The 24,157-nt window shown below is 69.8% G+C and carries 23 protein-coding genes; 10 read left to right on the top strand and 13 right to left on the bottom strand.

Annotated elements, in window-relative coordinates; genetic code table 11:
- The first annotated feature begins 52 nt into the window (after positions 1 to 52).
- Both PE066_RS07995 and PE066_RS07990 read left to right on the top strand, forming a co-directional pair.
- Positions 53 to 979, top strand: coding sequence for a DMT family transporter (locus tag PE066_RS07995; RefSeq protein ID WP_271236022.1), 927 nt, complete (start codon positions 53 to 55; stop codon positions 977 to 979).
- Positions 980 to 1,033: 54 nt separating this feature from the next.
- Positions 1,034 to 1,831, top strand: a complete 798-nt coding sequence (locus PE066_RS07990; protein WP_271236021.1) for an SDR family oxidoreductase — start codon at positions 1,034 to 1,036, stop codon at positions 1,829 to 1,831.
- A 10-nt stretch (positions 1,832 to 1,841) separates the two neighbouring features.
- Here PE066_RS07990 and PE066_RS07985 read toward each other — a convergent pair whose 3' ends face one another.
- Complete coding sequence (locus PE066_RS07985; protein WP_271236020.1) at positions 1,842 to 2,741, bottom strand: DMT family transporter; 900 nt, start codon at positions 2,739 to 2,741, stop codon at positions 1,842 to 1,844.
- 94 nt (positions 2,742 to 2,835) lie between these two features.
- On the opposite strand from PE066_RS07985, the gene PE066_RS07980 reads away from it, so the two are divergent.
- Positions 2,836 to 3,819, top strand: a complete 984-nt coding sequence (locus PE066_RS07980) for a quinone oxidoreductase family protein (RefSeq protein WP_271236019.1) — start codon at positions 2,836 to 2,838, stop codon at positions 3,817 to 3,819.
- A gap of 202 nt (positions 3,820 to 4,021) precedes the next feature.
- Positions 4,022 to 4,408 (top strand): response regulator, encoded by a 387-nt coding sequence (locus tag PE066_RS07975; RefSeq protein ID WP_271236018.1) that lies wholly within the window; start codon positions 4,022 to 4,024, stop codon positions 4,406 to 4,408.
- A gap of 21 nt (positions 4,409 to 4,429) precedes the next feature.
- Here the strand turns inward: PE066_RS07975 and PE066_RS07970 are convergent, their stop codons facing one another.
- Genes PE066_RS07970 through PE066_RS07960 form a run of 3 tightly spaced genes read right to left on the bottom strand, consistent with a single transcriptional unit; the run spans position 4,430 to position 7,705 of the window.
- Positions 4,430 to 5,206, bottom strand: coding sequence for a gamma-glutamyl-gamma-aminobutyrate hydrolase family protein (locus PE066_RS07970; protein ID WP_271236017.1), 777 nt, complete (start codon positions 5,204 to 5,206; stop codon positions 4,430 to 4,432).
- Positions 5,203 to 6,336, bottom strand: a complete 1,134-nt coding sequence (locus tag PE066_RS07965; protein WP_271236016.1) for an iron-containing alcohol dehydrogenase — start codon at positions 6,334 to 6,336, stop codon at positions 5,203 to 5,205. The genes PE066_RS07970 and PE066_RS07965 overlap by 4 nt, the downstream gene beginning before the upstream one ends.
- A 7-nt stretch (positions 6,337 to 6,343) precedes the next feature.
- A complete protein-coding gene (locus tag PE066_RS07960) occupies positions 6,344 to 7,705 on the bottom strand; it encodes a glutamine synthetase family protein (protein WP_271236015.1) in 1,362 nt (453 codons plus the stop codon).
- Between the two features lie 133 nt (positions 7,706 to 7,838).
- Here PE066_RS07960 and PE066_RS07955 point away from each other — a divergent pair, with 133 nt between their 5' ends.
- Positions 7,839 to 8,696 (top strand): EamA family transporter, encoded by an 858-nt coding sequence (locus tag PE066_RS07955; protein ID WP_271236014.1) that lies wholly within the window; start codon positions 7,839 to 7,841, stop codon positions 8,694 to 8,696.
- A 12-nt stretch (positions 8,697 to 8,708) separates the two neighbouring features.
- Here the strand turns inward: PE066_RS07955 and PE066_RS07950 are convergent, their stop codons facing one another.
- The 4 genes from PE066_RS07950 to PE066_RS07935 form a co-directional block, all read right to left on the bottom strand.
- Positions 8,709 to 10,379: a Na/Pi cotransporter family protein gene (locus PE066_RS07950; RefSeq protein WP_271236013.1), complete on the bottom strand. Its 1,671-nt coding sequence runs from the start codon at positions 10,377 to 10,379 to the stop codon at positions 8,709 to 8,711.
- A gap of 49 nt (positions 10,380 to 10,428) precedes the next feature.
- On the bottom strand, positions 10,429 to 10,932 hold the full coding sequence (lspA, locus tag PE066_RS07945) for a signal peptidase II (RefSeq protein WP_271236012.1): 504 nt from the start codon (positions 10,930 to 10,932) through the stop codon (positions 10,429 to 10,431).
- Positions 10,932 to 13,778: an isoleucine--tRNA ligase gene (ileS, locus tag PE066_RS07940; protein ID WP_271236011.1), complete on the bottom strand. Its 2,847-nt coding sequence runs from the start codon at positions 13,776 to 13,778 to the stop codon at positions 10,932 to 10,934. The genes lspA and ileS overlap by 1 nt, the downstream gene beginning before the upstream one ends.
- Before the next feature lie 132 nt (positions 13,779 to 13,910).
- Positions 13,911 to 14,921 carry a bifunctional riboflavin kinase/FAD synthetase gene (locus PE066_RS07935; protein WP_271236010.1) on the bottom strand — a complete coding sequence of 337 codons (1,011 nt, stop codon included), beginning with the start codon at positions 14,919 to 14,921 and terminating at the stop codon, positions 13,911 to 13,913.
- Positions 14,922 to 15,052: 131 nt separating this feature from the next.
- Here PE066_RS07935 and PE066_RS07930 point away from each other — a divergent pair, with 131 nt between their 5' ends.
- Positions 15,053 to 15,610 carry an HNH endonuclease gene (locus PE066_RS07930; protein ID WP_271236009.1) on the top strand — a complete coding sequence of 186 codons (558 nt, stop codon included), beginning with the start codon at positions 15,053 to 15,055 and terminating at the stop codon, positions 15,608 to 15,610.
- 113 nt (positions 15,611 to 15,723) lie between these two features.
- On the opposite strand, the gene PE066_RS07925 is transcribed toward PE066_RS07930, so the two are convergent.
- On the bottom strand, positions 15,724 to 16,839 hold the full coding sequence (locus PE066_RS07925; RefSeq protein ID WP_271236008.1) for an acyl-CoA dehydrogenase family protein: 1,116 nt from the start codon (positions 16,837 to 16,839) through the stop codon (positions 15,724 to 15,726).
- A gap of 10 nt (positions 16,840 to 16,849) precedes the next feature.
- On the bottom strand, positions 16,850 to 18,031 hold the full coding sequence (locus PE066_RS07920; RefSeq protein ID WP_271236007.1) for an acyl-CoA dehydrogenase family protein: 1,182 nt from the start codon (positions 18,029 to 18,031) through the stop codon (positions 16,850 to 16,852).
- A 165-nt stretch (positions 18,032 to 18,196) separates the two neighbouring features.
- Between PE066_RS07920 and purN the strand changes: the two genes are divergently transcribed.
- The 3 genes from purN to PE066_RS07905 all read left to right on the top strand — a co-directional run bounded on the left by purN (position 18,197) and on the right by PE066_RS07905 (position 21,451).
- The gene (gene purN / locus PE066_RS07915) at positions 18,197 to 18,781 is read left to right on the top strand and encodes a phosphoribosylglycinamide formyltransferase (RefSeq protein WP_271236006.1); all 585 of its coding nucleotides are present in this window, start codon (positions 18,197 to 18,199) and stop codon (positions 18,779 to 18,781) included.
- A gap of 3 nt (positions 18,782 to 18,784) precedes the next feature.
- A complete protein-coding gene (locus PE066_RS07910) occupies positions 18,785 to 20,053 on the top strand; it encodes an RsmB/NOP family class I SAM-dependent RNA methyltransferase (RefSeq protein ID WP_271236005.1) in 1,269 nt (422 codons plus the stop codon).
- Positions 20,054 to 20,236: 183 nt separating this feature from the next.
- On the top strand, positions 20,237 to 21,451 hold the full coding sequence (locus PE066_RS07905) for a DesA family fatty acid desaturase (RefSeq protein ID WP_271236004.1): 1,215 nt from the start codon (positions 20,237 to 20,239) through the stop codon (positions 21,449 to 21,451).
- Positions 21,452 to 21,657: 206 nt separating this feature from the next.
- On the opposite strand, the gene rpmG is transcribed toward PE066_RS07905, so the two are convergent.
- The 3 genes from rpmG to trxB form a co-directional block, all read right to left on the bottom strand.
- Complete coding sequence (rpmG, locus tag PE066_RS07900) at positions 21,658 to 21,828, bottom strand: 50S ribosomal protein L33 (RefSeq protein ID WP_193778797.1); 171 nt, start codon at positions 21,826 to 21,828, stop codon at positions 21,658 to 21,660.
- A gap of 18 nt (positions 21,829 to 21,846) precedes the next feature.
- The gene (rpmB, locus tag PE066_RS07895; protein ID WP_135250611.1) at positions 21,847 to 22,080 is read right to left on the bottom strand and encodes a 50S ribosomal protein L28; all 234 of its coding nucleotides are present in this window, start codon (positions 22,078 to 22,080) and stop codon (positions 21,847 to 21,849) included.
- A gap of 264 nt (positions 22,081 to 22,344) precedes the next feature.
- The gene (trxB, locus tag PE066_RS07890; RefSeq protein WP_271236003.1) at positions 22,345 to 23,289 is read right to left on the bottom strand and encodes a thioredoxin-disulfide reductase; all 945 of its coding nucleotides are present in this window, start codon (positions 23,287 to 23,289) and stop codon (positions 22,345 to 22,347) included.
- Between the two features lie 155 nt (positions 23,290 to 23,444).
- Here trxB and PE066_RS07885 point away from each other — a divergent pair, with 155 nt between their 5' ends.
- Positions 23,445 to 24,119 carry a Crp/Fnr family transcriptional regulator gene (locus PE066_RS07885; RefSeq protein ID WP_271236002.1) on the top strand — a complete coding sequence of 225 codons (675 nt, stop codon included), beginning with the start codon at positions 23,445 to 23,447 and terminating at the stop codon, positions 24,117 to 24,119.
- Positions 24,120 to 24,157: the final 38 nt, after the last annotated feature.

Here is a 24,157-nt window from a genome sequence, read left to right as displayed (position 1 = left end):
ACGGCGCCTTCGGGCGCCGTTTTTCTTGGGCCCGGCACAATCGACAGCACCCATGAGCTCCACCGGCCCCATCCAGACCCCCGCCGATGCCGCCCCGGCGCGGCTGCTGCCAGGGCTGGCCCTGGCCGTTGCCGGCGCCATCGCCTTCAGCGGCAAGGCCATCATCGTCAAGCTGGCCTACCGCTACGGCGTCGATGCGGTCACGCTGATCATGCTGCGCATGCTGTTCGCGCTGCCCCTGTTCGCCGGCATGGCCTGGTGGGCCAGCCGCGGCAAGCCGCCGCTGTCGCGGCGCGACTGGCTGGGCGTGATCGGGCTGGGCGTCAGCGGCTACTACCTCTCGAGCTTTCTCGATTTCGCCGGGCTGCAGTACATCACCGCCTCGCTCGAGCGGCTGATCCTGTACCTGAATCCCACCCTGGTGCTGCTGCTCGGCTGGCTGCTGTACCGCAAGCCCTTCTCGCGGGTGCAGCTGGCCGGCATGGCGATCAGCTATGCCGGCGTGCTGCTGGTGTTCGGCCAGGAAGTGGGCATGGCGGGGCCGGAGGTGGCCTGGGGCGCGACGCTGGTGTTCGCCAGCACCATCACGTACGCGATCTACCTGGTCTACAGCGGCCAGCTGGTGCAGCGGCTCGGCTCGCTGCGCCTGGTCGGGCTGGCAACCTCGGTGGCCTGCGTGTTCTGCATCGTCCAGTTCCTGCTGCTGCGGCCGCTGGAGGTGGCGTTCGGCGTGGCGCCCGAGGTGGTCTGGCTGTCGGTGCTCAACGCCACGCTGTGCACGGCCGTGCCGGTGCTGCTGGTGATGATGGCCATCGAGCGCATGGGCCCGGCGCTGACGGCGCAGACCGGCATGATCGGCCCGCTGTCCACCATCGCCATGGGCGCGCTGATCCTGGGCGAGCCCTTCACCGGCTGGATCGTCGCCGGCACCGCGCTGGTGATCGCCGGCATCTGGGTGTTCACGCGCGCCCGGCGCTGAACCGCAGCGGCGTCCGTATGATGCCGGGCATTCGATCGAAGAGGATTGGGATCCATGGATCTGGGTATTGCAGGCAAGTGGGCGCTGGTGTGCGGCGCCAGCAAGGGACTGGGCTTCGGCTGCGCGCAGGCGCTCAGCCGCGAGGGCGCCAACGTGGTGCTGGTGGCGCGCGGCGCGCCGGCACTGCAGCAGGCGGTGGACCGGCTGCAGGCCGACCCGGCCCGGCCGAAGGACGCGCAGGTGCTGCAGGTGGCGGCCGACATCACCACGGCCGAGGGCCGCGCCGCGGTGTTCGCGCTGCGCGCCGACTACGACATCGTCGTCACCAACGCCGGCGGCCCGCCGCCCGGCGACTTCCGCGACTGGGACCGCGAGGCCTGGATCCAGGCGGTCGATGCCAACATGCTGACGCCGATCGAGCTGATCAAGGCCACCGTCGACGGCATGGCGGCGCGCGGCTTCGGCCGCATCGTCAACATCACCTCGGCGGCGGTGAAGGCGCCGATCGACATCCTCGGCTTGTCCAATGGCGCGCGCAGCGGCCTGACCGGCTTCGTCGCCGGCGTGGCGCGCACGCGCAAGCTGGCGGCGGCCAACGTGACCATCAACAACCTGCTGCCGGGCGCGTTCGACACCGACCGGCTGCGCGGGACCATGGAAGGATCGGCGAAGAAATCCGGCCAGCCGGTGGAGGCGGTGGCGCAGGCGCGGCTGAACGCCATCCCGTCGCAGCGCTTCGGCACGCCCGAGGAGTTCGGCGCCACCTGTGCCTTCCTGTGCAGCCGGCACGCCAGCTACATCACCGGCCAGAACGTGCTGATCGACGGGGGGGCCTACCCGGGCACGCACTGAGCGCGCTTCGTCAGCGGCGCGACGACACCACGATGCCGCCGACGATCAGCACGAAGCCGGCGGCGTGGTACAGGCGGGGCACCTCGCCCAGCAGGGCGGCCGACATGACGCCGGCGAACAGCGGCGTGAGGTTGTAGAAGAAGGCCGGGATCGTGGGGCCGACGCGCTGCACCCCCAGTCCCCAGCTGCGGTAGGCCACGATCGCCGGCCCCACCGCCACATAGCCCAGGGCCGCGATCACCGGCCAGCCCCAGGCGACCGGCTGCGGCTCCAGGGCCCACTCGCCTGCGGCGAACAGGCCCGACCAGCCCAGCCCGAACACGATCTGCGCCATCAGGAAAGCGGCCCAGTCCGCGCGAACCTGCGCCGGGTCGCCCGGGCGCAGCAGCAGCCAGCTGTAGACGGCCCAGGCGGCGGTGGCCAGCAGGATGAAGAAGTCGCCCGGCACCAGCCGCACGTTCGACAAGAGCTCCCAGTCGCCGCGTCCGAGGACCACCAGCACGCCGACGATCGACAGCAGGGCGCCCAGGACTTGCCGCGACGTGACCCGCTGGCCGAACCACAGGGCGCCGATGGCCAGCATGAAGGCCGGGGTGCTGGACGCCACCAGCGTGACGTTCAGGGGCGTGGACGTCGTCAGCGCCAGGTACTGCAGCGCGTTGTAGCAGCCCACTCCCAGCAGGCCCAGGATCGTGAAGCGCCGCCAGTGCGGCCACAGCGGGCTGCCGCGGCGCAGCAGCCAGGCCGTCAGCGGCAGCAGCAGCACGAAGGCCAGAGCCCAGCGCAGGAAGTTGAGCGTCATGGGCGGCACCAGCCCCACCATCATGCGACCCACCACTGCGTTGCCGGCCCACAGCAGCGGGGGCAGGACGAGCAGGCCGGCGGTGGCAGGGGTCAGGCGCTGGTGCATGGATTGCAACTGTAGTCGGGGACATGCGGCGGCGCGGCACGATTCGTGGCAGGATGGCGCGCGTCCAGCCAATGCAACCGAGGAAGAAAGAGCCATGAGCCGTGCCGTCCGCATCGACCAGACCGGGGGTCCCGAGCAACTGAAGATCGTCGACGTCGAGGTCGGCGATCCGGGGCCGGGGCAGATCCGCATCCGCCACAAGGCGGTGGGCCTGAACTTCATCGATGTCTATCACCGCACCGGCCTGTACACGCTGCCGCTGCCGCTGCAGATCGGCATGGAGGCCTCGGGCGTGGTGGAAGCGGTGGGCGAGGGCGTCACCCACCTGAAGGCGGGCGACCGCGCCGCCTACGCCAGCCATCCGCCCGGCAGCTATTGCGAAGTGCGGGTGATGCCGGCGCAGAACGTCTGCCAATTGCCCGACGCGATCGACTTCGACACTGGCGCGGCCATGATGCTCAAGGGCCTGACCGCGCAATACCTGCTCAAGCGCACCCTGCCCCAGGGCGGGCTGCAGGCGGGCGACTTCGTGCTGTTCCATGCCGCGGCCGGCGGCGTCGGCCTGATCGCCTGCCAGTGGGCCCGGGCGCTGGGCCTGCAGTTGATCGGAACGGCCGGCACCGACGAGAAGTGCGCGCTGGCCCAGGCGCACGGCGCCGCCTATGTGATCAACTACAACAAGGAAGACTTCCGCGAGCGGGTCAAGGCCATCACGGGCGGCCGCGGCGTCAAGGTCGTCTACGACTCGGTCGGCAAGGACACCTGGGACAAGTCGCTCGACTGCCTGGCGCCGTTCGGCCTGATGGCCAGCTTCGGCAATGCCTCGGGTCCGGTGCCGCCGTTCGCGCCCGGCATCCTGGGCCCCAAGGGCTCGATCTACGTGACGCGCCAGACGCTGTTCGCCCACATGGCCAGCCGGGAGGCGACCCAGGCCATGGCCGACGAGCTGTTCGAGGTGGTGACCAGCGGGAAGGTGAAGATCCGCATCGACCAGCGCTACCCGCTGGAGCAGGTGCAGCAGGCGCACCGCGACCTGGAGGCGCGCAAGACCACCGGCTGCACCATCCTCACGCTCTGAGCCGTGAGCGGCCGCCGGGCCGCGCGGCGCGCTGCCCATCCGCGCCTCGGCCGCAGCCGCGGCAGCTTTGCTCCTGACGGGCGCTGCGCCTACAGGCGGTCGGCCCCGGTGCTTGCACCGGCCGCTACCGGGGCCGGGTAGATTGCCAAGTCAATCGAAGTACCTTCCGCTGCCCGCCGGGCCGCGGGCGGAGCATGAGCCAATGGCCTTGAGAGCCTACATCGTCGAGGACAGCCCCACGATCCGGGAGAACCTGGTCGAGACGCTGCAGGAGTTGGCCGAGGTGGAGCCGGTCGGCCTGGCCGACACCGAGAACGAGGGCAAGTGCTGGCTCACCGGCAACCCCGGCGCCTGGGATGTGGCCGTCGTCGACCTGTTCCTGCGTCAGGGCAGCGGACTGCGCGTGGTCGAGGCCTGCCGGCAGCGCCGACGCGGCCAGAAGGTGATCGTGTTGAGCAACCACGCCACCTCCGACATGCGCCGGCGCTGCGCCCAGCTCGGCGCCGATGCGGTGTTCGACAAGTCCACCGAGATCGACGCCTTGCTCGACTACTGCATCAAGGCGCGCGGCGAGCTGGAAACGGCCTGACGCGGCCGGCGGCAGGCCGGCTCAGGTGCCGCGGGCGGTGAGGGCGGCTTGCAGGAAGTCTCGCAGCAGCGGCGTGTCGTCCACCACGTCCAGGTCGGCCCGGTGCAGCTCGGGGTGCCACTGCACCGCCGCGATCCATGCCGGGCCGCGGTGGCGGATCGCTTCAACGACGCCGTCGTCCGGCGACAGCGCCTCCACCGTGAACCCGGGCGCCAGGTCCTTGATGCCCTGGTGGTGGACGCTGTTGGTGCGGTGCCGCCGCGCCCCCAGCAGCTGCGCCAGCCGGGTGCCGGGCAGCACGTCCACGTCGTGGAAGTGCAGGTCGTACGCCTGCGCATCGCGGTGGACGAGGGCGCCCGGCCGTTGCGTGGCGATGTCCTGGTACAGCGTGCCGCCGTGCGCCACGTTGACCAGCTGCAGGCCGCGGCAGATGCCGAACACCGGCTTGCCGGCGGCGACGAAAGCGTGCACCAGCGCGATGTCGTAGGCGTCGCGCAGGCGGTCTCCGCTCCATTCGGGCCGCAGCGGCTCCTCGCCGTAGCTGCCGGGCCAGATGTCGGCGCCGCCGTGCAGCACCAGGCCGTCCAGCCACCGCGCGTAGTCGTGCAAGCGGACGTCACCCCGGCCCGTGTCGCCGAAGGGCGAGGGCACCATCACCGGCAGCGCGCCCTGCGACATCAGCCAGTGCGCGGTGGACTGCTCGATCCACTGGAGCGTCTTGCTGGGCGCCGCCGTGCGCGCGGGATCGGGATGGAAGAAACAGGCACTGATCGCGATCTTCAGCCGCTCGGTCGTCAAAACGCCTCCTCGAACAGTCTCTCGAAATCGGCCGGCGTGCAGGGCCGCGGGTTGGTGCGGTGGCAGATGTCGCGGCTGGCGATCTCGACCAGCCGTGGCATCTGCTCCCGCCGCACGCCGTGGGAGGCCAGCGTACCCTGGATCCCGACGCGCCTCTTGAGGTCGCGCAGCCAGGCGACAAGGCCGGCGCCGCCGCCGGGCGCTGCGCACGCATGCGCCAGCTCGTCGAACTTCTGCGGCACGACGGCCCGGTTCCAGTCCAGCACCGTGTCGATCATCAGCGCATTGGCCAGCCCGTGGTGCAAGCCGCAGACCGCGCCCAGCGCGTGGGCACAGGCATGCACCGCGCCCAGGTCCTTCTGGAAGGCGATGGCGCCCATCATCGCGGCCATCAGCATGTCGCTGCGCGCCTGCAGGTCGTGCGGCTGCTGCACCGCCTGCGCCAGCGCCCGGGCGGCCAGGCGCGCGCCCTCCAGTGCGATGCCGTCGCACAGCGGATGGTAGGCGGGCGACAGGTAGCTCTCGAGGTTGTGGGTGAGCGCGTCCATGCCGGTGGCGGCGGTCACCGCGGGCGGCAGGTCCAGCGTCAGTTGCGGATCGGCGAACACCTGCCTGGCCAGCAGCGCCGGGCTGAACACCACCCGCTTGAGATGGGTGTCGTCCTCGCTGATGACGGCGGAGCGACCCACTTCCGAGCCGGTGCCGGCGGTGGTGGGCAGGGCCACGAACCAGGGCAGCTCGCCCTCGATGGCGCGCGCCTGCGGGTGGTCCCAGGCGTACTCGAGGATGGCGCCGTCGCGGGTGGCGGCCAGGCCCACGACCTTGGCCACGTCCAGCGCCGCCCCGCCGCCGAAGCCGATCACGCAGTCGGCGCCGTGCGCGCGGAACGCCGCCGCGCCGTTCGCCACCTGTTGCGCAGTCGGGTTGCCGGACACGCCGGCGTAGACCTCCACTTCCAGCCCGCGCAGGTGCGAGCGGAACTCGGCCAGCAGCGGCAACGCCGCCAGCGCGCCGTCGGTCACCAGCAGCGGCCGCGCGAGCCGGCGCCGGCGCAGGTGCTCGGCGACCTCGCGGCGAACGCCGGGGCCGAAGCGGATCGCCGTGGGGAAGGAAAAGCCGGCGATCGCCATGCGGGCCTCAGATGATCTCGAAGTAGCGCTTCAGTTCCCAGTCGGTCACGCCATCCTGCCACTGGCGCCATTCCCATTCGCGGGTGGCGGCGAAGTGGTCGACGAAGGTGTCGCCGAGCCAGTCGCGCGCGATCCTCGACTCGCGCAGGATGCGCGTGGTCTCGATCAGCGAGCGCGGCGCCCGCGGGATGTCCTCCGCGCCCTGGTTGGTGCTGGTGATCGGCGGCGTGGTGAGCGCCAGCCCCTGCTCGACGCCGTGCAGCCCGGCCGCGATCACCGCCGCCATCGCCAGGTAGGGGTTGACGTCGGCACCCGGGCAGCGCGTCTCCAGCCGCGTGGTCTTGGGCGAGCCGGCGATCACCCGGAAGCTGGCGGTACGGTTGTCCAGGCCCCAGGTCGGCTTGACCGGCGCCCAGAAGCCGTCGACCAGCCGCTTGTAGCTGTTGATGGTGGGCCAGAACAGCGGCGCGAATTCCATCAGGCACTTCAGCTGCCCGGCCAGCCAGCTCTCGAACAGCCGGCTCATGCGCCGCGGCGAGTCGGCGTCGTAGAAGAGGTTGGACTTGCCGTCCGACAGGCTCTGGTGGATGTGGCCGCTGCAGCCCGGGTACTGCTGGCTCCACTTGGCCATGAAGCTGGGCATGATGCCGAAGCGCTTGCCGATCTCGCGCGCCCCGGTCTTGAACAGGATCGAGCGGTCGGCCTGCTCCAGCGCCTCGCAGAAGACCAGCGCCGCCTCGTACACGCCGGGGCCGGTCTCGGTGTGCAGGCCCTCGACCGGCACGCCGAAGGCCAGCATCTCGTCCATCAGCGCGTTGAAGAAGCCGGGGTGGTCGGCCATGCGCAGGATCGAGTAGCCGAACATGCCGGGCGTGATCGGCTCCGGCGGCTGGCCGCGCTTGGCGGCCCAGGATTGCGGCGTCTCGCGGAAGTTGAACCACTCGAACTCCATCCCGGCCATCACCGTGTAGCCGAGCCTGCTGGCGCGGGCCAGCACCCGCTTGAGCGCCTGGCGCGGGCACAGCGGGTGCGGCGTGCCGTCGGCATTGACGAACTCGCCGAGGAAGAACGGCACGCCGTTGTCCCACGGCACGCGGCGCGCGGTGCCCAGGTCGATGCGCGCCAGCGCGTCGGGAAAGCCGTGCTGCCAGCCGGTGGCGGTGGTGTTGTCGTACGGGCTGTCCAGCATGTCCCAGCCGAACACCACGTCGCAAAAGCCGAAGCCGCCCTCGCAGGCGCCGGCGAACTTGTCGATGTGCAGGTACTTGCCGCGCAGGACGCCGTCGATGTCGCTGACCGCCACCTTGACCTTGGTCGCGCCGCTTTTCCTCAGCTCGGCCAGGGCGGGAGGGGGCGTGCGGGTCGGCATGGGGCTGCGCGATGCGGTGTCCCGCCATGCTGTCACGGTTGACGCCGGCGTGGGGCTGCGCCGGTCCCGGAGCCGGTGCAGCCGCTGCTGATCTAATCGCGGCCATGCCCAGCCGCCGCCCCGCCCGCCTGCCATGGCCCTGACCTGGGGCGTCGCTGCTGCGGTGCTGTTCGGCGCGCTGCTGCACGCCGGCTGGAACGCGCTCATCAAGTCCAGCACCGACAAGGCGCTCGACATGGCGCTGCTGCAACTGCTGGGCTCGCTGGTCGGCTTTCCGCTGGTGATCGCCGCCGGCTGGCCACCGGGGGCGGCCTGGCCCTGGCTGCTGGCCTCGGTGGCGATCCACATCGGCTACTACGTGGCGCTCACCGGCGCCTACGAGCACGGCGAGCTGGGGCTGGCCTACCCGCTGATGCGCGGCACGGGCCCGGTGCTGGTGGCGCTGTCGTCGGCGCTGGTGCTGGGCGAGCGGCTGTCGCCGGCGGGCTGGACCGGCGTGCTGGGCGTGTGCGGCGGCGTGCTGGTGCTCGGGCTGTCGGCTTCCGGGCTGCAACGGCCGCGCGCGGTCGGCTTCGCGCTGGCCAACGCGGTGATCATCGCCCTGTACACGGTGGTGGACGCGCTGGGCGTGCGGGCCGCGACGCAGGCGGGCGGCAACGCCTTGCAGTACGTGGCGGCCCTGTTCGCGCTGGACGGCTGGATCTACACCCTGCTGGTGCTGCGGCGGCGCGGCTGGGCGGCGGCCTGGCCGTACGCGAGGGCCCGTGCCCCGCTGGCAGCGATCGGCGCCGCCGCTTCGATGGGCTCGTACGGCATCGCGCTGTGGGCGATGACCCGGGCGCCGGTGGCCACGATCGCCGCCCTGCGCGAAACCTCGGTGCTGTTCGCGGCCCTGCTGGGCACCTGGCTGCTGAAGGAAGCCTTCACGCCGCGCCGCGCCCTGGGCACGGCGCTGGTGCTGGCCGGCGTGCTGTCGCTGCGGCTCGGCTGAGCCGCGCGGGGCTCAGGCGGCGGTTTCGCGCTGCGGTGCCAGCACGTCGCTGCGCAGCCGGCTGGGGGCCAGGGCCCCGGCCGACTCCAGGATCGGGTAGGCGATCGAGCAGATGTGCGAGTTGATCCGCTTCAGGTCGCTGATCAGGTCGATGTGCAGCGAGCTGGTCTCGATGCTCTGCACGCTGTTGTCCGCCAGACGCGACAGGTGGGTGGAGGCGAAGGCGTGCTCCAGGTCGCGGAAGCGCGCCTTTTCCTCCAGCAGCTTCTGGGCGTCGCGCACCGAGCCGTTGAGGAACACGCTCATGCCCAGCCGCAGGTTGTCGATCAGGCGGGCGTGCAGCTCGCAGATCTCGGCCATGCCGGCGTCGGAGAAGCTGCGGCCCTTGCGAATCTTCTTGTCCTCGATGTCGATCAGGATGCGCTCGACGGTGTCTCCGATCTGCTCCATGTTGATGGTGAAGCTGGCGATGTCGGTCCAGCGGCGGCTCTCCTCCTCGCCCAGCTCCTCGCGCGAGATCTTGGTCAGGTAGTACTTGATCGCCGAATACAGCTCGTCGACCGTGTCGTCGAGCTTGCGCAGGTCCTGCGCCAGCCGCAGGTCGTCGGTCTTCACCACCTGCAGCATGCCCTGCAGCATGGTCTCGACCACGTCGGCCTGGTGCAGCGCCTCGCGCGCGGCACAGGAGATGGCCAGCGAGGGCGTGGCCAGCGCCGAGGGGTCCAGGTGGTGCGGGCGGTCCCTGCCGGCGGCCCGCTGCGGCTGCGGCAGCAGGCGCAGCACGGCGCGGGCTATCGGGTGGACGAAGGCGATGAACAGCACCGCCATCACGATGTTGAAGCTCAGGTGGAACAGCACCACCGTGCTGGCCAGGTCGCCCAGGAACGGCCGCAGGTAGCGCAGCCACAGGCCGATCAGCGGCGCCGCCACCAGCACCCCCAGGCACTTGAAGATCAGGTTGCCCAGCGGCACGTGCCGCACCTGCACCGGCGAACGGGCGGTCGTGAGCACGCCCAGCAGCCCGCTGCCCAGGTTGGCGCCCAGCACCAGTCCGAGCGCCATGTCGACCGGCACGAAGCCGGTGGAAGCCAGCGCCGCCACCAGCAGCACGGTGGCCAGGCTGGAGTAGGACAGCACGGCCAGCACGGCGCCGACGGTGATCTCCAGCAGCAGGTCGCTGCGGACCGACTCCAGCAGCGCCTTGACGATCGGCGACTGCACCATGATCTGGGTCGATTCGGACACCAGCCGCAGCGCCAGCAGCATCAGGCCCAGGCCGATCAGCACGCGCCCGAAGCGGCCCACGTTGGTGTCGGTGCGCGAGATGAACAGCACCACGCCCAGGAAGATCAGCAGCGGCGACAGCCAGGACAGGTCGAACGAGAACACCACCGTCACCAGGCTGGTGCCGACGTCCGCCCCCAGCATCACGGCCAGCGCCAGCGGCAGGGTGATCAGGCCCTGGCCGACGAACGACGAGACGATCAGCGCCGTGGCGGTGCTCGACTGCAGCAGCGCCGTGACCCCGATGCCGGACAGGGCAGCGGTGTAGCGGTTGCCGATGCTGCGCGCGAGGAACTGCCGGAGGTTGGCGCCGAACACCCGCAGGATGCCGGTTCGGACGAGGTAGGTGCCCCAGACCAGCAGCGCAATGGCTGCCAGCAGATTCAACAGATGCTTCATGCCTGAAGCATCGGATGATACGACGCAGGAACCTTTCCGGGGATCTGGCTCAGCGGCTGCGGCGCACCCGCAGCACTTCGTCCAGGATCAGGCAGGCGGCACCCACCGTGATGGCGGCGTCGGCGATGTTGAAGGCCGGGAAGTACCAGCCGCGCCAGTGGAACTGCAGGAAGTCGACCACGTAGCCGTGCAGCAGCCGGTCGACCACGTTGCCCACCGCCCCGCCCAGGATGCAGGCCAGGGCGAAGGAAAACAGCTTCTGGCCGGGGTGGGTGCGCAGCATCCAGAGGATGAACAGGGTGGCCGCGACCCCGATCCCGGTGAACAGCCAGCGCTGCCAGCCCGAGGCGGACGCCAGGAAGGAGAAGGCGGCTCCGGTGTTGTGCACCCGCACGATGTTGAAGAACGGCGCCACGTAGGTGCTGTCGCCCAGGCCGTACCAGCCCAGGATCAGCACCTTGGTGAGCTGATCGGCGACGAACAGGATCAGCGCCAGCCCCAGCCAGGGCAGCATGCCGCCGCCGGCGGCGGGGCGGGCGAGGGCGCGCGCCATCAGGCGTGCCGCCGGTCTTCGCCGGCGCCGAACAGGTTGCTGGCGCAGCGGCCGCAGATCTGCGGGTGGGCCGGGTCGCTGCCGACGTCGGCGCGCCAGTGCCAGCAGCGCTCGCACTTGGCGTCCGCCGAGGGGGTGGCCTCGACTGCCAGCTCGTCGCCCGGCTGCAGGGTGACGGCGGAGGTGATGAAGACGAACTTCAGGTCATCGCCCAGGCTTTGCAGCAGAGCCAGCTCGGCGGCCGGCGCCGTGACCCGCAGGTTGGCCTGCAGCGAGGAGCCGACCCGCCCGTCGGCCCGCACCGCCTCGATCTCCTTGTTGGCCAGGTCGCGGATCGCGCGGATGCGGTCCCAGCGCGCCAGCAGCTCGAGGTCGGGCGAGCCGATCTCGGCGTACTCCTCGATGAAGATCGACTCGGAGTGGCCGAACACCTTCCAGGCCTCCTCGGCCGTGAAGCTGAGGAAGGGCGCCATCCAGCGCAGCATGGCGTGGGTGATGTTCCACAGGGCCGACTGGGCGCTGCGGCGGGCGTGCGACTTCGGCGCCGTGGTGTACAGGCGGTCCTTCAGCACGTCCAGGTAGAACGCGCCCAGCTCCTCCGAGCAATAGACCTGCAGCTTGGCCACCACCGGGTGGAACTCGTAGACCTCGAAGTGCGCCAGCACCTCGGCCTGGAACTGCGAGGCGCGGCTGAGGGCGTAGCGGTCGATCTCCAGCATCTCGGCCAGCGGCACCGCGTCCTTGGCCGGGTCGAAGTCGCTGACGTTGGCCAGCAGGAAGCGCAGGGTGTTGCGGATGCGCCGGTAGGCATCGACCACCCGCGCCAGGATCTTGTCGTCGCCGGCGATGTCGCCCGAGTAGTCGGAGGCGGCCACCCACAGGCGGATGATCTCGGCCCCCAGCTTCTTCCAGGTCTCCTGCGGGTCGACGCCGTTGCCGAGCGACTTGCTCATCTTGCGGCCCTGGGCGTCGACCGTGAAGCCGTGGGTGAGCAGGCCGCGGTAGGGCGCGCGGCCGTACATGGCGCAGGCCGTCAGCAGCGAGGAGTGGAACCAGCCGCGGTGCTGGTCATGGCCTTCCAGGTACAGGTCGGCCTCGGGGCCGTGCTCGTGGCCGGCCCCGGCGTGCGAGCCCTTGAGCACCGTGGTGTGGGTGGTGCCGGAGTCGAACCAGACCTCCAGGATGTCGCTGCTGCGGGTGTAGCTGGTGGCGTCGGCCGCGGCGCCCACCTGGGCCAGCACGTCCTCGGGCGAGGACTTGCTCCAGGCCTCGATGCCGCCGGCCTGGACCATGTCGGCGGCGATGTCGAGGATCTCCATGGTCTTGGGGTGCAGCTCGCCCGAATCCTTGTGCAGGAAGAAGGGCAGGGGCACGCCCCAGCTGCGCTGGCGGCTGATGCACCAGTCGGGCCGGCCGGCGATCATGTCGCGCAGCCGCGCCTTACCGTTCTCCGGGAAGAAGCTGGTCTCCTCGATCGCGGCCAGCGCCATCTGGCGCAAGGTGGCGGGCGCCTTGTCTTTCGTGAAGACGCCCTCGCCCTCGTCCATGCGCACGAACCACTGGGCGGCGGCACGGTAGATCACCGGCGACTTGTGGCGCCAGCAGTGCGGGTAGCTGTGCTGGAGCGGCGCGGTGGCGAACAGGCGGCCGGCCTGGTCGAGCGCGTCCAGGATGTTCGGCACCGCCTTCCAGATGTTCTGGCCGCCGAACAGGGCGAAGTCGGTAGCGTAGCTGCCGTTGCCCTGGACCGGGTTGAGGATGTCGTCGTAGGCCAGCCCGTGCGCCACGCAGCTGTGGAAGTCGTCCAGGCCGTAGGCCGGCGAGGAGTGGACGAGGCCGGTGCCGTCCTCCGCGGTGGCGTAGTCGGCCAGGTACACCGGCGAAAGGCGCCGGTAGGCCGGATCCACCTCATAGAGCGGGTGGCGGAAGTTCAGGTTGGCCAGCTGTTCGCCCTTGACGGTGGCGACCACGGTGCCGCCCTGCAGCTGGTAGCGCTCCAGGCACTTCTCCACCAGCGAGCTGGCCAGCACCAGGAAGCCCCGTTCGGTGTCCACCAGCGAGTAGTCCAGCTCCGGGTTCAGGTTCAGCGCCTGGTTGGCCGGGATGGTCCAGGCGGTGGTGGTCCAGATCACGGCGAAAACAGGCTTGCCCGCGGCCGTCGGCGCCCCGAAGGCCGCGAACACCTTGGCTGGTTCATCCGCCTCGAAGCCCACGTCCAGCGTCTGGCTCTTCTTGTCGGCGTACTCGATCTCGAACTCCGCCAGCGAGGAGCCGCAGTCGAAGCACCAGTACACCGGTTTGAGGCCGCGGTAGACGAAGCCGCGCTCGATCACGCGCTTGAACGCGCGGATCTCGTCGGCCTCGTTGCTGAAATTCATGGTCAGGTAGGGGTGCTCCCAGTCGCCCAGCACGCCCAGCCGCCTGAAGTCGGCCATCTGGATGGCGATCTGCTCGGTGGCGAAGGCGCGGCTGCGGGCCTGCATCTCGTCGCGCGGCAGGTTGCGGCCGTGCTTCTTCTCGATCGCGTTCTCGATCGGCAGGCCGTGGCAGTCCCAGCCCGGGATGTAGATCGCGTCCAGCCCCTTGAGCTGGCGCGCCTTGACGATCATGTCCTTCAGGACCTTGTTGACCGCATGCCCCATGTGGATCTGGCCGTTGGCGTAGGGCGGGCCGTCGTGCAGGATGAACTTCTGGCGGCCCTTGCGGGCGTCGCGCAGGCGCTTGTACAGGCCCTGGTCCTGCCACTCCTGCACCCAGCCCGGCTCGCGCCTGGGCAGGTCGCCGCGCATCGGAAAGGGCGTGTCCGGCAGGTTCAGGGTGGCGCGGTAGTCGGTCTTGTCGGTCATGGGAAGCCTCGGCGGTGCATCGGGGGACATGTCATGCCGGGCCTGGCCAGGCAGCCACGGGCGGCGGCAGGGGGCATGGAGGGCGGGCTCGACCCGGACCCGATCCGGGGGCAAGCCCGCAAGGACACCGCGCTAAATTCGGTCGCGCGTGGTCTGCCGCCGGGTCTCGGCGTGCGTGGAAGCGAAGTACGCGCGGGCGTCTTCGCGGTCGCGCGCGATGCCGGCCTGCAGCGCATCCAGGCTGTCGTACTTCAGCTCGTCGTGCAGTTTGTGCAGCAGGTCCACGCGGATGATTTTACCGTAGCCCCCCTCCTGGCCGAGCTGCGCGGGCCACTCCAGGCAGTGCGTCTCCAGCAGCACGCGCCCGCCGTTGACGTCGTCGGGATCGAGCGAGGGCCGGATCCCGAGGTTGGCCACGCCGGGCAGCGGGCGGTCGGCCAGGCCCTCCACCATCACCGCGAAGATGCCGCTTGCGGCCGGCTTCCAGTGCGAGAAGCGCAGGTTCACCGTCGGAAAGCCCAGCTCGCGGCCGAGCTTGCGGCCGTGCACCACGTGGCCGCTGATGCTGTACGGGCGGCCCAGCAGGGCGGCCACGGCATCCATGTCGCCGCGCCCCAGCGCGTCGCGCACGGCCGAGCTGGACACGCGCAGGTTGTGCACCTCGTAGCTGTTCATGCGCGCCACGTCGAAGCCGGCGCGCCGCCCGGCCGCGTCCAGCATGGCGTAGTCGCCGGCGCGCTTGGCGCCGAAGCGGAAGTCGTCGCCCACCAGCACGTAGCGTGCGCCCAGGCCCTCGGCCAGCACCTGCTGGATGAAGGCTTCGGCCGACTGGCCGGCCAGGCGCGAGTCGAAGCGCAGCACCACGCACTGGTCGACGCCGCAGGCGGCCAGCTCGGACAGCTTGTCGCGCAGGGTGGCGATGCGCGCCGGCGCCAGCTCCGGCCTGCGGGCCACGCGGGCGAAGTGGTCGCGCGGGTGCGGCTCGAAGGTCAGCACGCAGCTGGGCACGCCGCGGTGGCGCGCCTCGTTGTTCAGCAGCGCCAGCATGGCCTGGTGGCCGCGGTGCACGCCGTCGAAGTTGCCGATCGTCACGGCACAGGCCGGTGCGATGCCCGGATGGTGGAGGCCTCGGAAGATCTGCATCTGCTTGGTATCTTTTCGATAGCAGCGGGCGCCCATGGGAAGGCCTGTGGCTCGAAGTGCTGCTGTGAATCGGGGTATATTGTGCGTGCTGTCCGGTTCCCCGTTGGCCTTGCTTGCCGAAGGAGTGACTGTTGAAGGTCTTGAAGCTGTCCGCCCAGGGCTTGCCCCAGTCCTGGATCTCGCTGGAGCAGGCCGTGCTGCACTACGCGGCCGATGAGGTGCGCTGGGAAGTCGGTGCCCGGGTCGCCCTGTTCCGCGGCGGGCACAACGCGCTGACCGGCGCGCAGTCGCAGATCGCGGTCAGCAGCATCATCGGCACCAAGGGCGTGCCCAATATCAACCCGTTCGAGCTCAAGCCGGGCCTGACCAACGCCAAGCTGTTCGCGCGCGACCGCAACGTCTGCGCCTACTGCGGCAGCCGGCACCGCGAGGAAGAGCTGACGCGCGAGCACATCATCCCGTTCGCCCAGAACGGCAAGGACCACTGGATGAACGTGGTCACCGCCTGCCGCGCCTGCAACCATCGCAAGAGCAACCGCACGCCCGAGCAAGCGCACATGCCGCTGCTTTATGCGCCCTACGTGCCCAGCCTGTGGGAGGACTTCATCCTGCGCAACCGCCGCATCCTGGCGGACCAGATGGAGTTCCTGATGGCGCACCTGCCCAAGAACTCCCGCCTGCACGCCTGAATCCGTGTCCAGGGGCGCAGACCCGCCCCAGTCGCGAGCCACCGCGGAACCGGCTTTGCCGGGCCGCCGGTGGCGCCCACGAGGGGGAGCGGCCGCAGGCCGCTTCGGGGGAGTTATCCGAAGACCCCAGCCGTGTCCTGCATGCGCGCCGACACCTCGCCCAGCTGGTGCAGGGTGTCGCCCCAGGTCATCTCCAGCTGGGTCAGTTTCTTGAAGTAGTGGCTGCCCACGTACTCGTCGGTCACGCCGATGCCGCCGTGCAGCTGCACCGAGTTCTGGCCGATGAAGCGCATGCTCACGTTCAGCTGGTACTTGGCCCGTGCCAGCGCGCGGCGGCGCTCGGCGGCCGGGGCATTCAGCTTGAGCGAGGCGTAATAGCTCATCGAGCGCGCCAGCTCCTGCTGCATCTTCATGTCGGCCATGCGGTGCCGCAGCGCCTGGAAGCTGGCGATCGGCACGCCGAACTGCTTGCGCGTGTTCATGTAGTCGGCCGTCAGGACCATGGTCTGGTCGATGGCGCCGACGCCCTCGGCACAGGCGGCGGCAATGCCGATGTCGGCGGCGTGCTCCAGCGCGGCGAGGCCGTCGTCGGTGACCAGCGTCGCCGCGGACTGGTCGAAGCGGACCTCGGCCGCGCGGCTGCCATCGACCGTGACGTAGCCGTTGGCGCTCACGCCCGCGGCGGAGCGCTCGACCAGGAACAGCGCCATCCGGCCGCCGGCCACCGCCGGCACCAGGTACGCGTCGGCCTGGTCGCCCGCGGGCACCAGGCTCTTGGCACCGGTCACGCGCCACTGGCCGCCCTGTTGCACGGCCCGGGTGTCGCACACGTCCAACCGGTAGCGCGCCTTGCGCTCCTGGTGCGCCAGCACCACCAAGGCTTCGCCCGATCCGACTTTCGGCAGCCAGGCCGACTTGACCGCATCGGTGGCGTAGCCGGCCAGCACGCCGCCGGCCACCAGCGCCTGCGCCAGCGGCTCCAGCACCATGCCGCGACCCAGTTCCTCCATCACCACCATGGCCTCGACCGGGCCCATGCCCATGCCGCCGTGTTCCTCGGGGATGTACAGGCCGGCCAGGCCCAGTCCGGCCAGTTCGTCCCAGGTCGCGCGGTCGAAGCCGCCGGCCCGCACCGCTTCCCGGCGCCGCTCGAAGCCGTAGCTGCGGTCCACCCACTTGCGCACGGCGTCGCGCAGTTGTTCCTGGTCGTCGGAGAAATCGAAGTCCATTCCTGCCTCCTCAGCCGAGCACGGTCTGGGCAACGATGTTCCGCTGGACTTCGTTGCTGCCGCCGTAGATCGTGGTCTTGCGCATGTTCAGGTAGGTGGCCGCCAGCGGCGCCAGGCCGGCGGCGCCGCCGGGAAAGTCGCCTTGCCAGCCGGCTTCCATCGCCTCGCGGATGAAGGGCAGGCTGTAGGGGCCGCCGGCCAGCATCATCAGCTCGGCGTAGCGCTGCTGGATCTCGCTGCCCTTGATCTTCAGCAGGCCGGCGATATCCAGCGGGTTCTTGCCCGATTTCTCGGCCGACAGCACGCGCAGCACCAGCATCTCCAGCGCCACGACGTCCACTTCCAGCTTCGCGATCTCGTCGCGGAAACGCAGGTCGTCATACACGCCTTCGGACCTGGCGATGCGCTTGAGGCGCTCCAGCTCGCGCTTGGCGCGGTTGACGTCGGCGATGTTGGTGCGCTCGTGCGACAGCAGGTGCTTGGCGTAGGTCCAGCCCTTGTTCTCCTCGCCGACCAGGTTCTCCGCCGGCACTTCGACGTTGTCGAAGAACACCTCGTTCACCTCGTGCCCGCCGTCCAGCATGGTGATCGGCCGCACCGAGATGCCGGGCGACTTCATGTCGATCAGCAGGAAGGAGATGCCCGTCTGCGGCTTGCCTTCGGTGCTGGTGCGCACCAGGCAGAAGATCCACTCGCCGTACTGGCCGAGGGTGGTCCAGGTCTTCTGGCCATTGACGATGTACTTGTCGCCCTTGCGCTCGGCGCGGGTCTTGAGCGAGGCCAGGTCCGAGCCCGAGCCCGGCTCGCTGTAGCCCTGGCTCCACCACACCTCGCCGCTGGCGATGCCGGGCAGGAAGCGCCGGTGCTGCTCGGGCGAGCCGAAGGCCATGATCACCGGCGCCACCATCACCGGCCCGAACGGCACGATGCGCGGCGCGCCGGCCAGGGCGCACTCTTCCTCGAACAGGTGCTTCTGCACGGCCGTCCAGCCGGGGCCGCCGAATGCCTTCGGCCAGCCATAGCCGAGCCAGCCCTTCTGGCCCAGGATCTTCGCCCAGCGCTGCATGTCGTCGCGGCTCAGGTGCAGGCTGTTGTGCACCTTGGTCGAGATGTCCTGCGGCAGGTTTTCGCGCACCCAGGCGCGGACCTGTTCGCGGAACTGCTGTTCCTCGGGGGTGAAAGCCAAATCCATCGTTCTCGTCTCCGGCAATCCGTGCAACGCCCGTTTCTAGCACGCCCGTGCTTTTCGGGCTGTCGCCCGTGCGCCGCCCAGTGCATGGCGCGGCGGGGCGCCAGCGCGTCCGTGGAGCGCGCCAGCGCGGTGCGTCCACGGCGGCTGGGGATAATCGCCGCCGGCATGAAGAACATCGTGATCCTGATCTCCGGCGGCGGCTCCAACATGGCGGCCATCGTGCGCGCAGCCCGGCAGGGGCACTGGGAGCAGCGCTACGGCGCGCGGGTGGCGGCGGTGATCAGCAACCGGCCCGACGCCGGCGGCCTGGCCTTCGCGCGCGAGCAGCGGATCGCCACGGCGGTGGTCGACCACAAGCAGTTCGACAGCCGCGAGGCCTTCGACGCCGAGCTGGCTGCCGCCATCGACCGGCACCAGCCCGGCCTGGTCGTGCTGGCCGGCTTCATGCGCATCCTGACGCCCGGCTTCGTGGCGCGCTACCAGGGCCGGCTGATCAACATCCATCCCTCGCTGCTGCCGGCCTTTCCGGGTCTGCACACGCACCGGCGGGCGCTGGAGGCGGGCTGCCGGGTGGCCGGCGCCAGCGTGCACCAGGTCACGGCCGAGCTGGACTTCGGCCCCATCCTCGAGCAGGCGGTCGTGCCGGTGCTGCCCGGCGATACCGAGCAGTCGCTGGCAGCGCGCGTGCTGACGCAGGAACACCGGATCTACCCGCGGGCGATCGAGTCGCTGCTGCGCGCGGGAGCCTGAGCCATGCACCCCAAGGCGCTGCTGCAAGCCTGCAGCGACCTGCTGGAGCAGGTCCTGAAGTTCGAACACCCGGCCGATGCGGTGGTGTCGCGCTGGTTTCGCGAGCACCGCAACCTCGGGCCGCGCGAGCGCGCGACGCTGACCGAGACCGTCTATGCCGTGCTGCGCCGCAAGCTGCTGTTCGAGCACCTGGCGCGCTCGGGCTCCGGCTCCCGGGCCCGGCGGCTGGCGATCCTGGGCTTCCACGGCGATCGCGACTTCCTCAAGTCCGCGCTGGACGAGGCGGAAAAGCGCTGGCTGGATGCCTGCGACGCCGTCCAGCCGGCCGAGCTGCTGGAGCCGCACCGCCACAACCTGCCCGAGTGGCTGGCCCAGCCGCTGCGCCAGCAGCTCGGCGACGAGTTCCAGGCACTGGCCGAGAGCCTGAACCAGCCGGCGCCGCTGGACGTGCGCGTCAACGTCCTGACTGACAAGCGGGAGGACGTGCGGCATGAGCTGGAGCTGGCCGGGCTGCAGGCGGCGCCCACGCCGTATTCGCCCTGGGGCCTGCGCCTGGACGGCAAGCCCGCGCTGGCGCGGCTGGACGCCTTCGCCCGCGGCGCCATCGAAGTCCAGGACGAGGGCTCGCAACTGCTGTCCCTGCTGCTGGAGGCGCGGCGCGGCGAGATGGTGGTGGACTTCTGCGCCGGCGCCGGCGGCAAGACGCTGGCGCTCGGCGCGGCGATGCGCAACACCGGCCGGCTCTATGCCTTCGACACCTCGGCCCACCGGCTCGACGCGCTCAAGCCGCGGCTGGCGCGCAGCCGGCTGAGCAACGTGCACCCGGCTGCGATCGCCCACGAGCGCGACGACCGCATCAAGCGGCTGGCCGGCAAGATCGACCGGGTGATCGTGGATGCGCCCTGTTCCGGCCTGGGCACCCTGCGCCGAAATCCCGACCTGAAGTGGCGCCAGGGGCCGCAGGTCGTGCAGGAAATGGCCCAGCTGCAGGCGGCCATCCTGCGCAGCGCAGCCCGCCTGCTCAAGCCGGGCGGCCGGCTGGTCTATGCCACCTGCAGCCTGCTGCCCGATGAGAACGAAGCCATCGCGCAGGCGTTCAGCGCCGACATGCCGGGATTCAGCCCCTTGCCGGTGGCCGGCATCCTGCAGCACCTGGGCATTGCCGGCGATCGCCTGACCAGTGGCGGTTCGGCCGGCGACCAGTACCTGCGGCTGTGGCCGCACCGGCATGGCACCGACGGCTTCTTCGCCGCCGCTTGGCAGAGGGCCTGAAGCCCGGCCGTAAGGCCGGGCCAGGGCAGCGGGCTGCCGGCGCAGCGGCGGCACAAAGTCGCTCTGCGGGGCGGTCCCTGGCGCTTGGCAGGGAAATAGCGTGCCACCAGGAACCGAGTTGCCTAAAATCAATCTGATGGGTGCGGCGCCCCGCCGCCCCTTGCCTGAAAGACCCCCGAACGTATGTTGCTTCCCGAGTGGGCCGTGCTGGACACGGCGATCGACTGGCTGGCCCACGGCCTGTGGAACCTGTCGTGGTGGGAGATCGTGCTGTACACGCTCGCCACCACGCACGTCACCATCGCCGCCGTCACCATCTTCCTGCACCGCACCCAGGCGCACCGCGCCATGGAGCTGGGGCCGATTCCCTCGCACTTCTTCCGCTTCTGGCTGTGGATCGGCACGGGCATGGTGACCAAGGAGTGGGTTGCCATCCATCGCAAGCACCACGCCAAGTGCGAGACGCCGGACGACCCGCACAGCCCGCAGACGCGTGGCATCGACACCGTGCTGTGGCGCGGCGCCGAGCTCTATCGCGCGGAGGCGAAGAACCAGGAGACGATGGCCAAGTACGGGCTGGGAACCCCCGACGACTGGATCGAGCGGAACCTGTATTCGCGCTTCAGCGCCCTCGGCGTGACGCTGATGCTGCTGCTGGACGTGGCGTTGTTCGGTGCCATCGGCCTGACCGTGTGGGCGGTGCAGATGCTCTGGATCCCGATCACCGCCGCCGGCATCGTCAACGGCATCGGCCACTACTGGGGCTACCGCAACTTCGAGGCGCCCGACGCCAGCACCAACATCTCGCCCTGGGGCATCCTGATCGGCGGCGAGGAACTGCACAACAACCATCACACCTATCCGACCTCGGCCCGCTTTTCGGTGAAGAAGTACGAGTTCGACATCGGCTGGGTCTACATCCGCGCCATGCAGCAGCTGGGCTGGGCCCGGGTCAAGAAGGTGCCGCCCAAGCTGCGCCTGGGTGCGGTCAAGCCGGTGGCCGACGAGAAGACGCTGGAGGCGCTGATCGCCCACCGCTACGAGGTCATGGCCGGCTATGCGCGCGAGATGCGCCGCGCCTGCAAGGCCGAGATCGAGCTGCTCAAGGAAAAGAAGGCCGACCTGTCGCCGCTGAAGGCGGCCAAGCGATGGCTGCACCGCGACGAGGAGCGGGTGCCCGCCGCTGCCCGGGCCAAGCTGGCCCAGGCCCGCGCCGCCCATCCGGTGCTGGACCAGATGGTCACCATGCGCGAGGAGCTGCGCCAGCTTTGGCTGAACACCTCGCACTCGCGCGAGCAGCTGGCCGCCGACCTGCAGGCCTGGTGCCGCCGCGCCGAAGGCAGCGGCATCGAGGCGCTGCGCCAGTTCTCGATGAAGCTGCGGGCGGTGCACGCCTGAGGCTTGTGTCATCCCCCGCAGGCGGGGGATCCAGATGAAAAGAAGCCCCGCAGCGCGGGGCTTCTTTTCGGACCTTCGCTTTCGCGGGAAATTGGGCCCAGGTACGGATTTCTGCAGCCGCTGAGACAAGAAAGCCCCGCGTGGCGGGGCTTTCTCTGGATCCCCGCCTTCGCGGGGTTGAAATGACTTGCGCCTTCGGCGCGACGTCACTTCAGCTTCATTTCCTTGTACTCGACGTGCTTGCGAGCCTTCGGGTCGAACTTCATGATCGACATCTTCTCGGGCATCGTCTTCTTGTTCTTGCTGGTGGTGTAGAAGTGGCCGGTGCCCGCCGTGGACTCCAGCTTGATCTTTTCGCGTCCGCCTTTGCTGGCCATGATGCTGCTCCTTAGGGATTAAGCCTGGCCGCGGGCCCGCAGGTCCGCCAGCACGGTTTCGATGCCCTTCTTGTCGATCAGGCGCAGGCCGGCATTGGAAATGCGCAGGCGCACCCAGCGGTTCTCGCTCTCGACCCAGAAACGGCGGTATTGCAGGTTCACTTCGAACCGGCGCTTGGTCTTGTTGTTGGCGTGGGAGACGTTGTTCCCCACCATCGGGCCCTTGCCCGTCACCTCGCAGACGCGTGCCATGAAGCACTCCATTCGCATCAACGGCGGTCACTGGCGGCTGCTGTGCTTGCGCTGCAGCCTCGCGACCCGCCTCACCTCGCCAGTAGGGTGGCGGTAACCCATCGCCGGCGCGGCCTTCCCAGGCCCGGCTCCAGCAAAGCCCGAAATTATAGCGTGGCGCCAGTTTCCCGTCGGAGCCGGCTTTGACCGGCTTGGGCCGGGCTGCTGGTGGTGGGGGTCCCCGTGACGGGAAGTGGCCGGCAGGCCCCTCGCGGGGCCCGTCCGTCACCCCTCCAGGAACCGTTGGGCGTCGAGCGCCGCCATGCAGCCGGTGCCGGCGCTGGTGATGGCCTGCCGGTACACGTGGTCCTGCACGTCGCCGGCGGCGAACACGCCGGGCACGCTGGTCATGGTGGCGAAACCGTTCAGGCCCGAGCGGGTGACGATGTAGCCATCCTTCATCTCCACCTGCCCCTTGAAGATGTCGGTGTTGGGGTAGTGGCCGATGGCGACGAAGAAGCCCTGGGTCTTCAGGTCCTCCGTCTCGCCGCTGCGCGTGTCCTTCAGCCGCACGCCGGTGACGCCGCTGTCGTCGCCCAGCACCTCCTCCACGGTCTTGAACAGCTTGAGCTCGATCTTGCCGGCGGCGACCTTCTCCATCAGCTTGTCGACCAGGATGGGCTCGGCGCGGAACTTGTCGCGTCGGTGGATCAGGTACACCTTGCTGGCGATGTTGGACAGGTACAGCGCCTCTTCCACGGCCGTGTTGCCGCCGCCGATCACGCTGGTGACCTGCTCGCGGTAGAAGAAGCCGTCGCAGGTGGCGCAGGCACTGACGCCCTTGCCCATGAAGTGCTGCTCCGATGGCAGCCCCAGGTACTTGGCCGAAGCGCCGGTGGCGATGATCAGCGCGTCGCAGGTGTACTGGCCGCTGTCGCCCTTGAGCCTGAACGGCCGCTGCCCGAGGTCGACCTCGTTGATGTGGTCGAACACGATCTCGGTCTTGAAGCGCTCGGCGTGCTCGAGGAAGCGCTGCATCAGCTCGGGGCCCTGCACGCCATTGACGTCGGCCGGCCAGTTGTCGACCTCGGTGGTGGTCATCAGCTGGCCGCCCTGGGCGATGCCGGTGATCAGCAGGGGCTTGAGGTTGGCGCGCGCGGCATAGACGGCGGCGGTGTAGCCGGCCGGGCCGGAGCCGAGGATCAGGACTTGGGCGTGACGGGTGTTCATGGTGCTTTCAGGCCTGTGTGGAAAGTCACAGGCCGATGTACATTTCGGGACGAACGGCACCGGTATCAAGTGCCGCTCGCGACTCGGGCGCCCCACGGGCCCCTATCCCATCGATTGTAAGAACCGCTTGCGCGGCTGCTCATGGAGGGAACCGGATGTCGATGCTGTCCAACCTGGAGCTGATCCGCAGGGTCCCGTTGTTCGCATTGCTCACATCCAACCAGGCCGAGTCCGTTGCCGACGCCGTCGTCAAGCGCCGCTTCAAGCGCGGCGAGACCATCGTCGAGCAGGGCGAGAAGTCCAACACGCTGTTCATCATCCTCACCGGCCGGGTGCGCGTGATCACCTCCGACAAGCGCGGCCGCGAAGTGATCCTGGCCACCCTCAGCCCGGGCGACTACATCGGCGAGATGAGCCTGATCGACAACGAGGCGCATTCCGCCACGGTGCGCGCCGAGGTGCAGACCGACATGCTGGCGCTGGGCCGCTCCGAGTTCGCGCGCTGCCTGCCCGAGAACAGCTCGATGGCCTACGCCATCATGAAGGGGCTGGTGCAGCGGCTGCGCCAGGCCGACCGCAAGATCGAATCGCTGGCGCTGATGGACGTGTACGGCCGGGTGGCGCGCGCCTTGCTCGAGTTCGCCGTGCCCGACCGCGAGGGCCACAACGTGATCCGCGAGCGCATCTCGCGCCAGGACATCGCCAAGATGGTCGGCGCCTCGCGCGAGATGGTCAGCCGCGTGATGAAGGACCTGGAGGACCGCGGCTTCATCGAGACCCGCGAGGACGGCTCGATGCTGGTCAAGGAGCGCCTCGGCACGCTGGGCTGAGCGCAGCGGCATCCGCTGCGGCAGCGTTGCGCAGCGGT

It is taken from the genome of Ramlibacter tataouinensis, from assembly GCF_027941915.1.
GTDB classification, from domain to species: domain Bacteria; phylum Pseudomonadota; class Gammaproteobacteria; order Burkholderiales; family Burkholderiaceae_C; genus Ramlibacter; species Ramlibacter tataouinensis_C.
The sequence above is the reverse complement of the archived record's forward strand: the minus strand, read 5'-3'. Positions and strand labels throughout refer to the sequence as shown.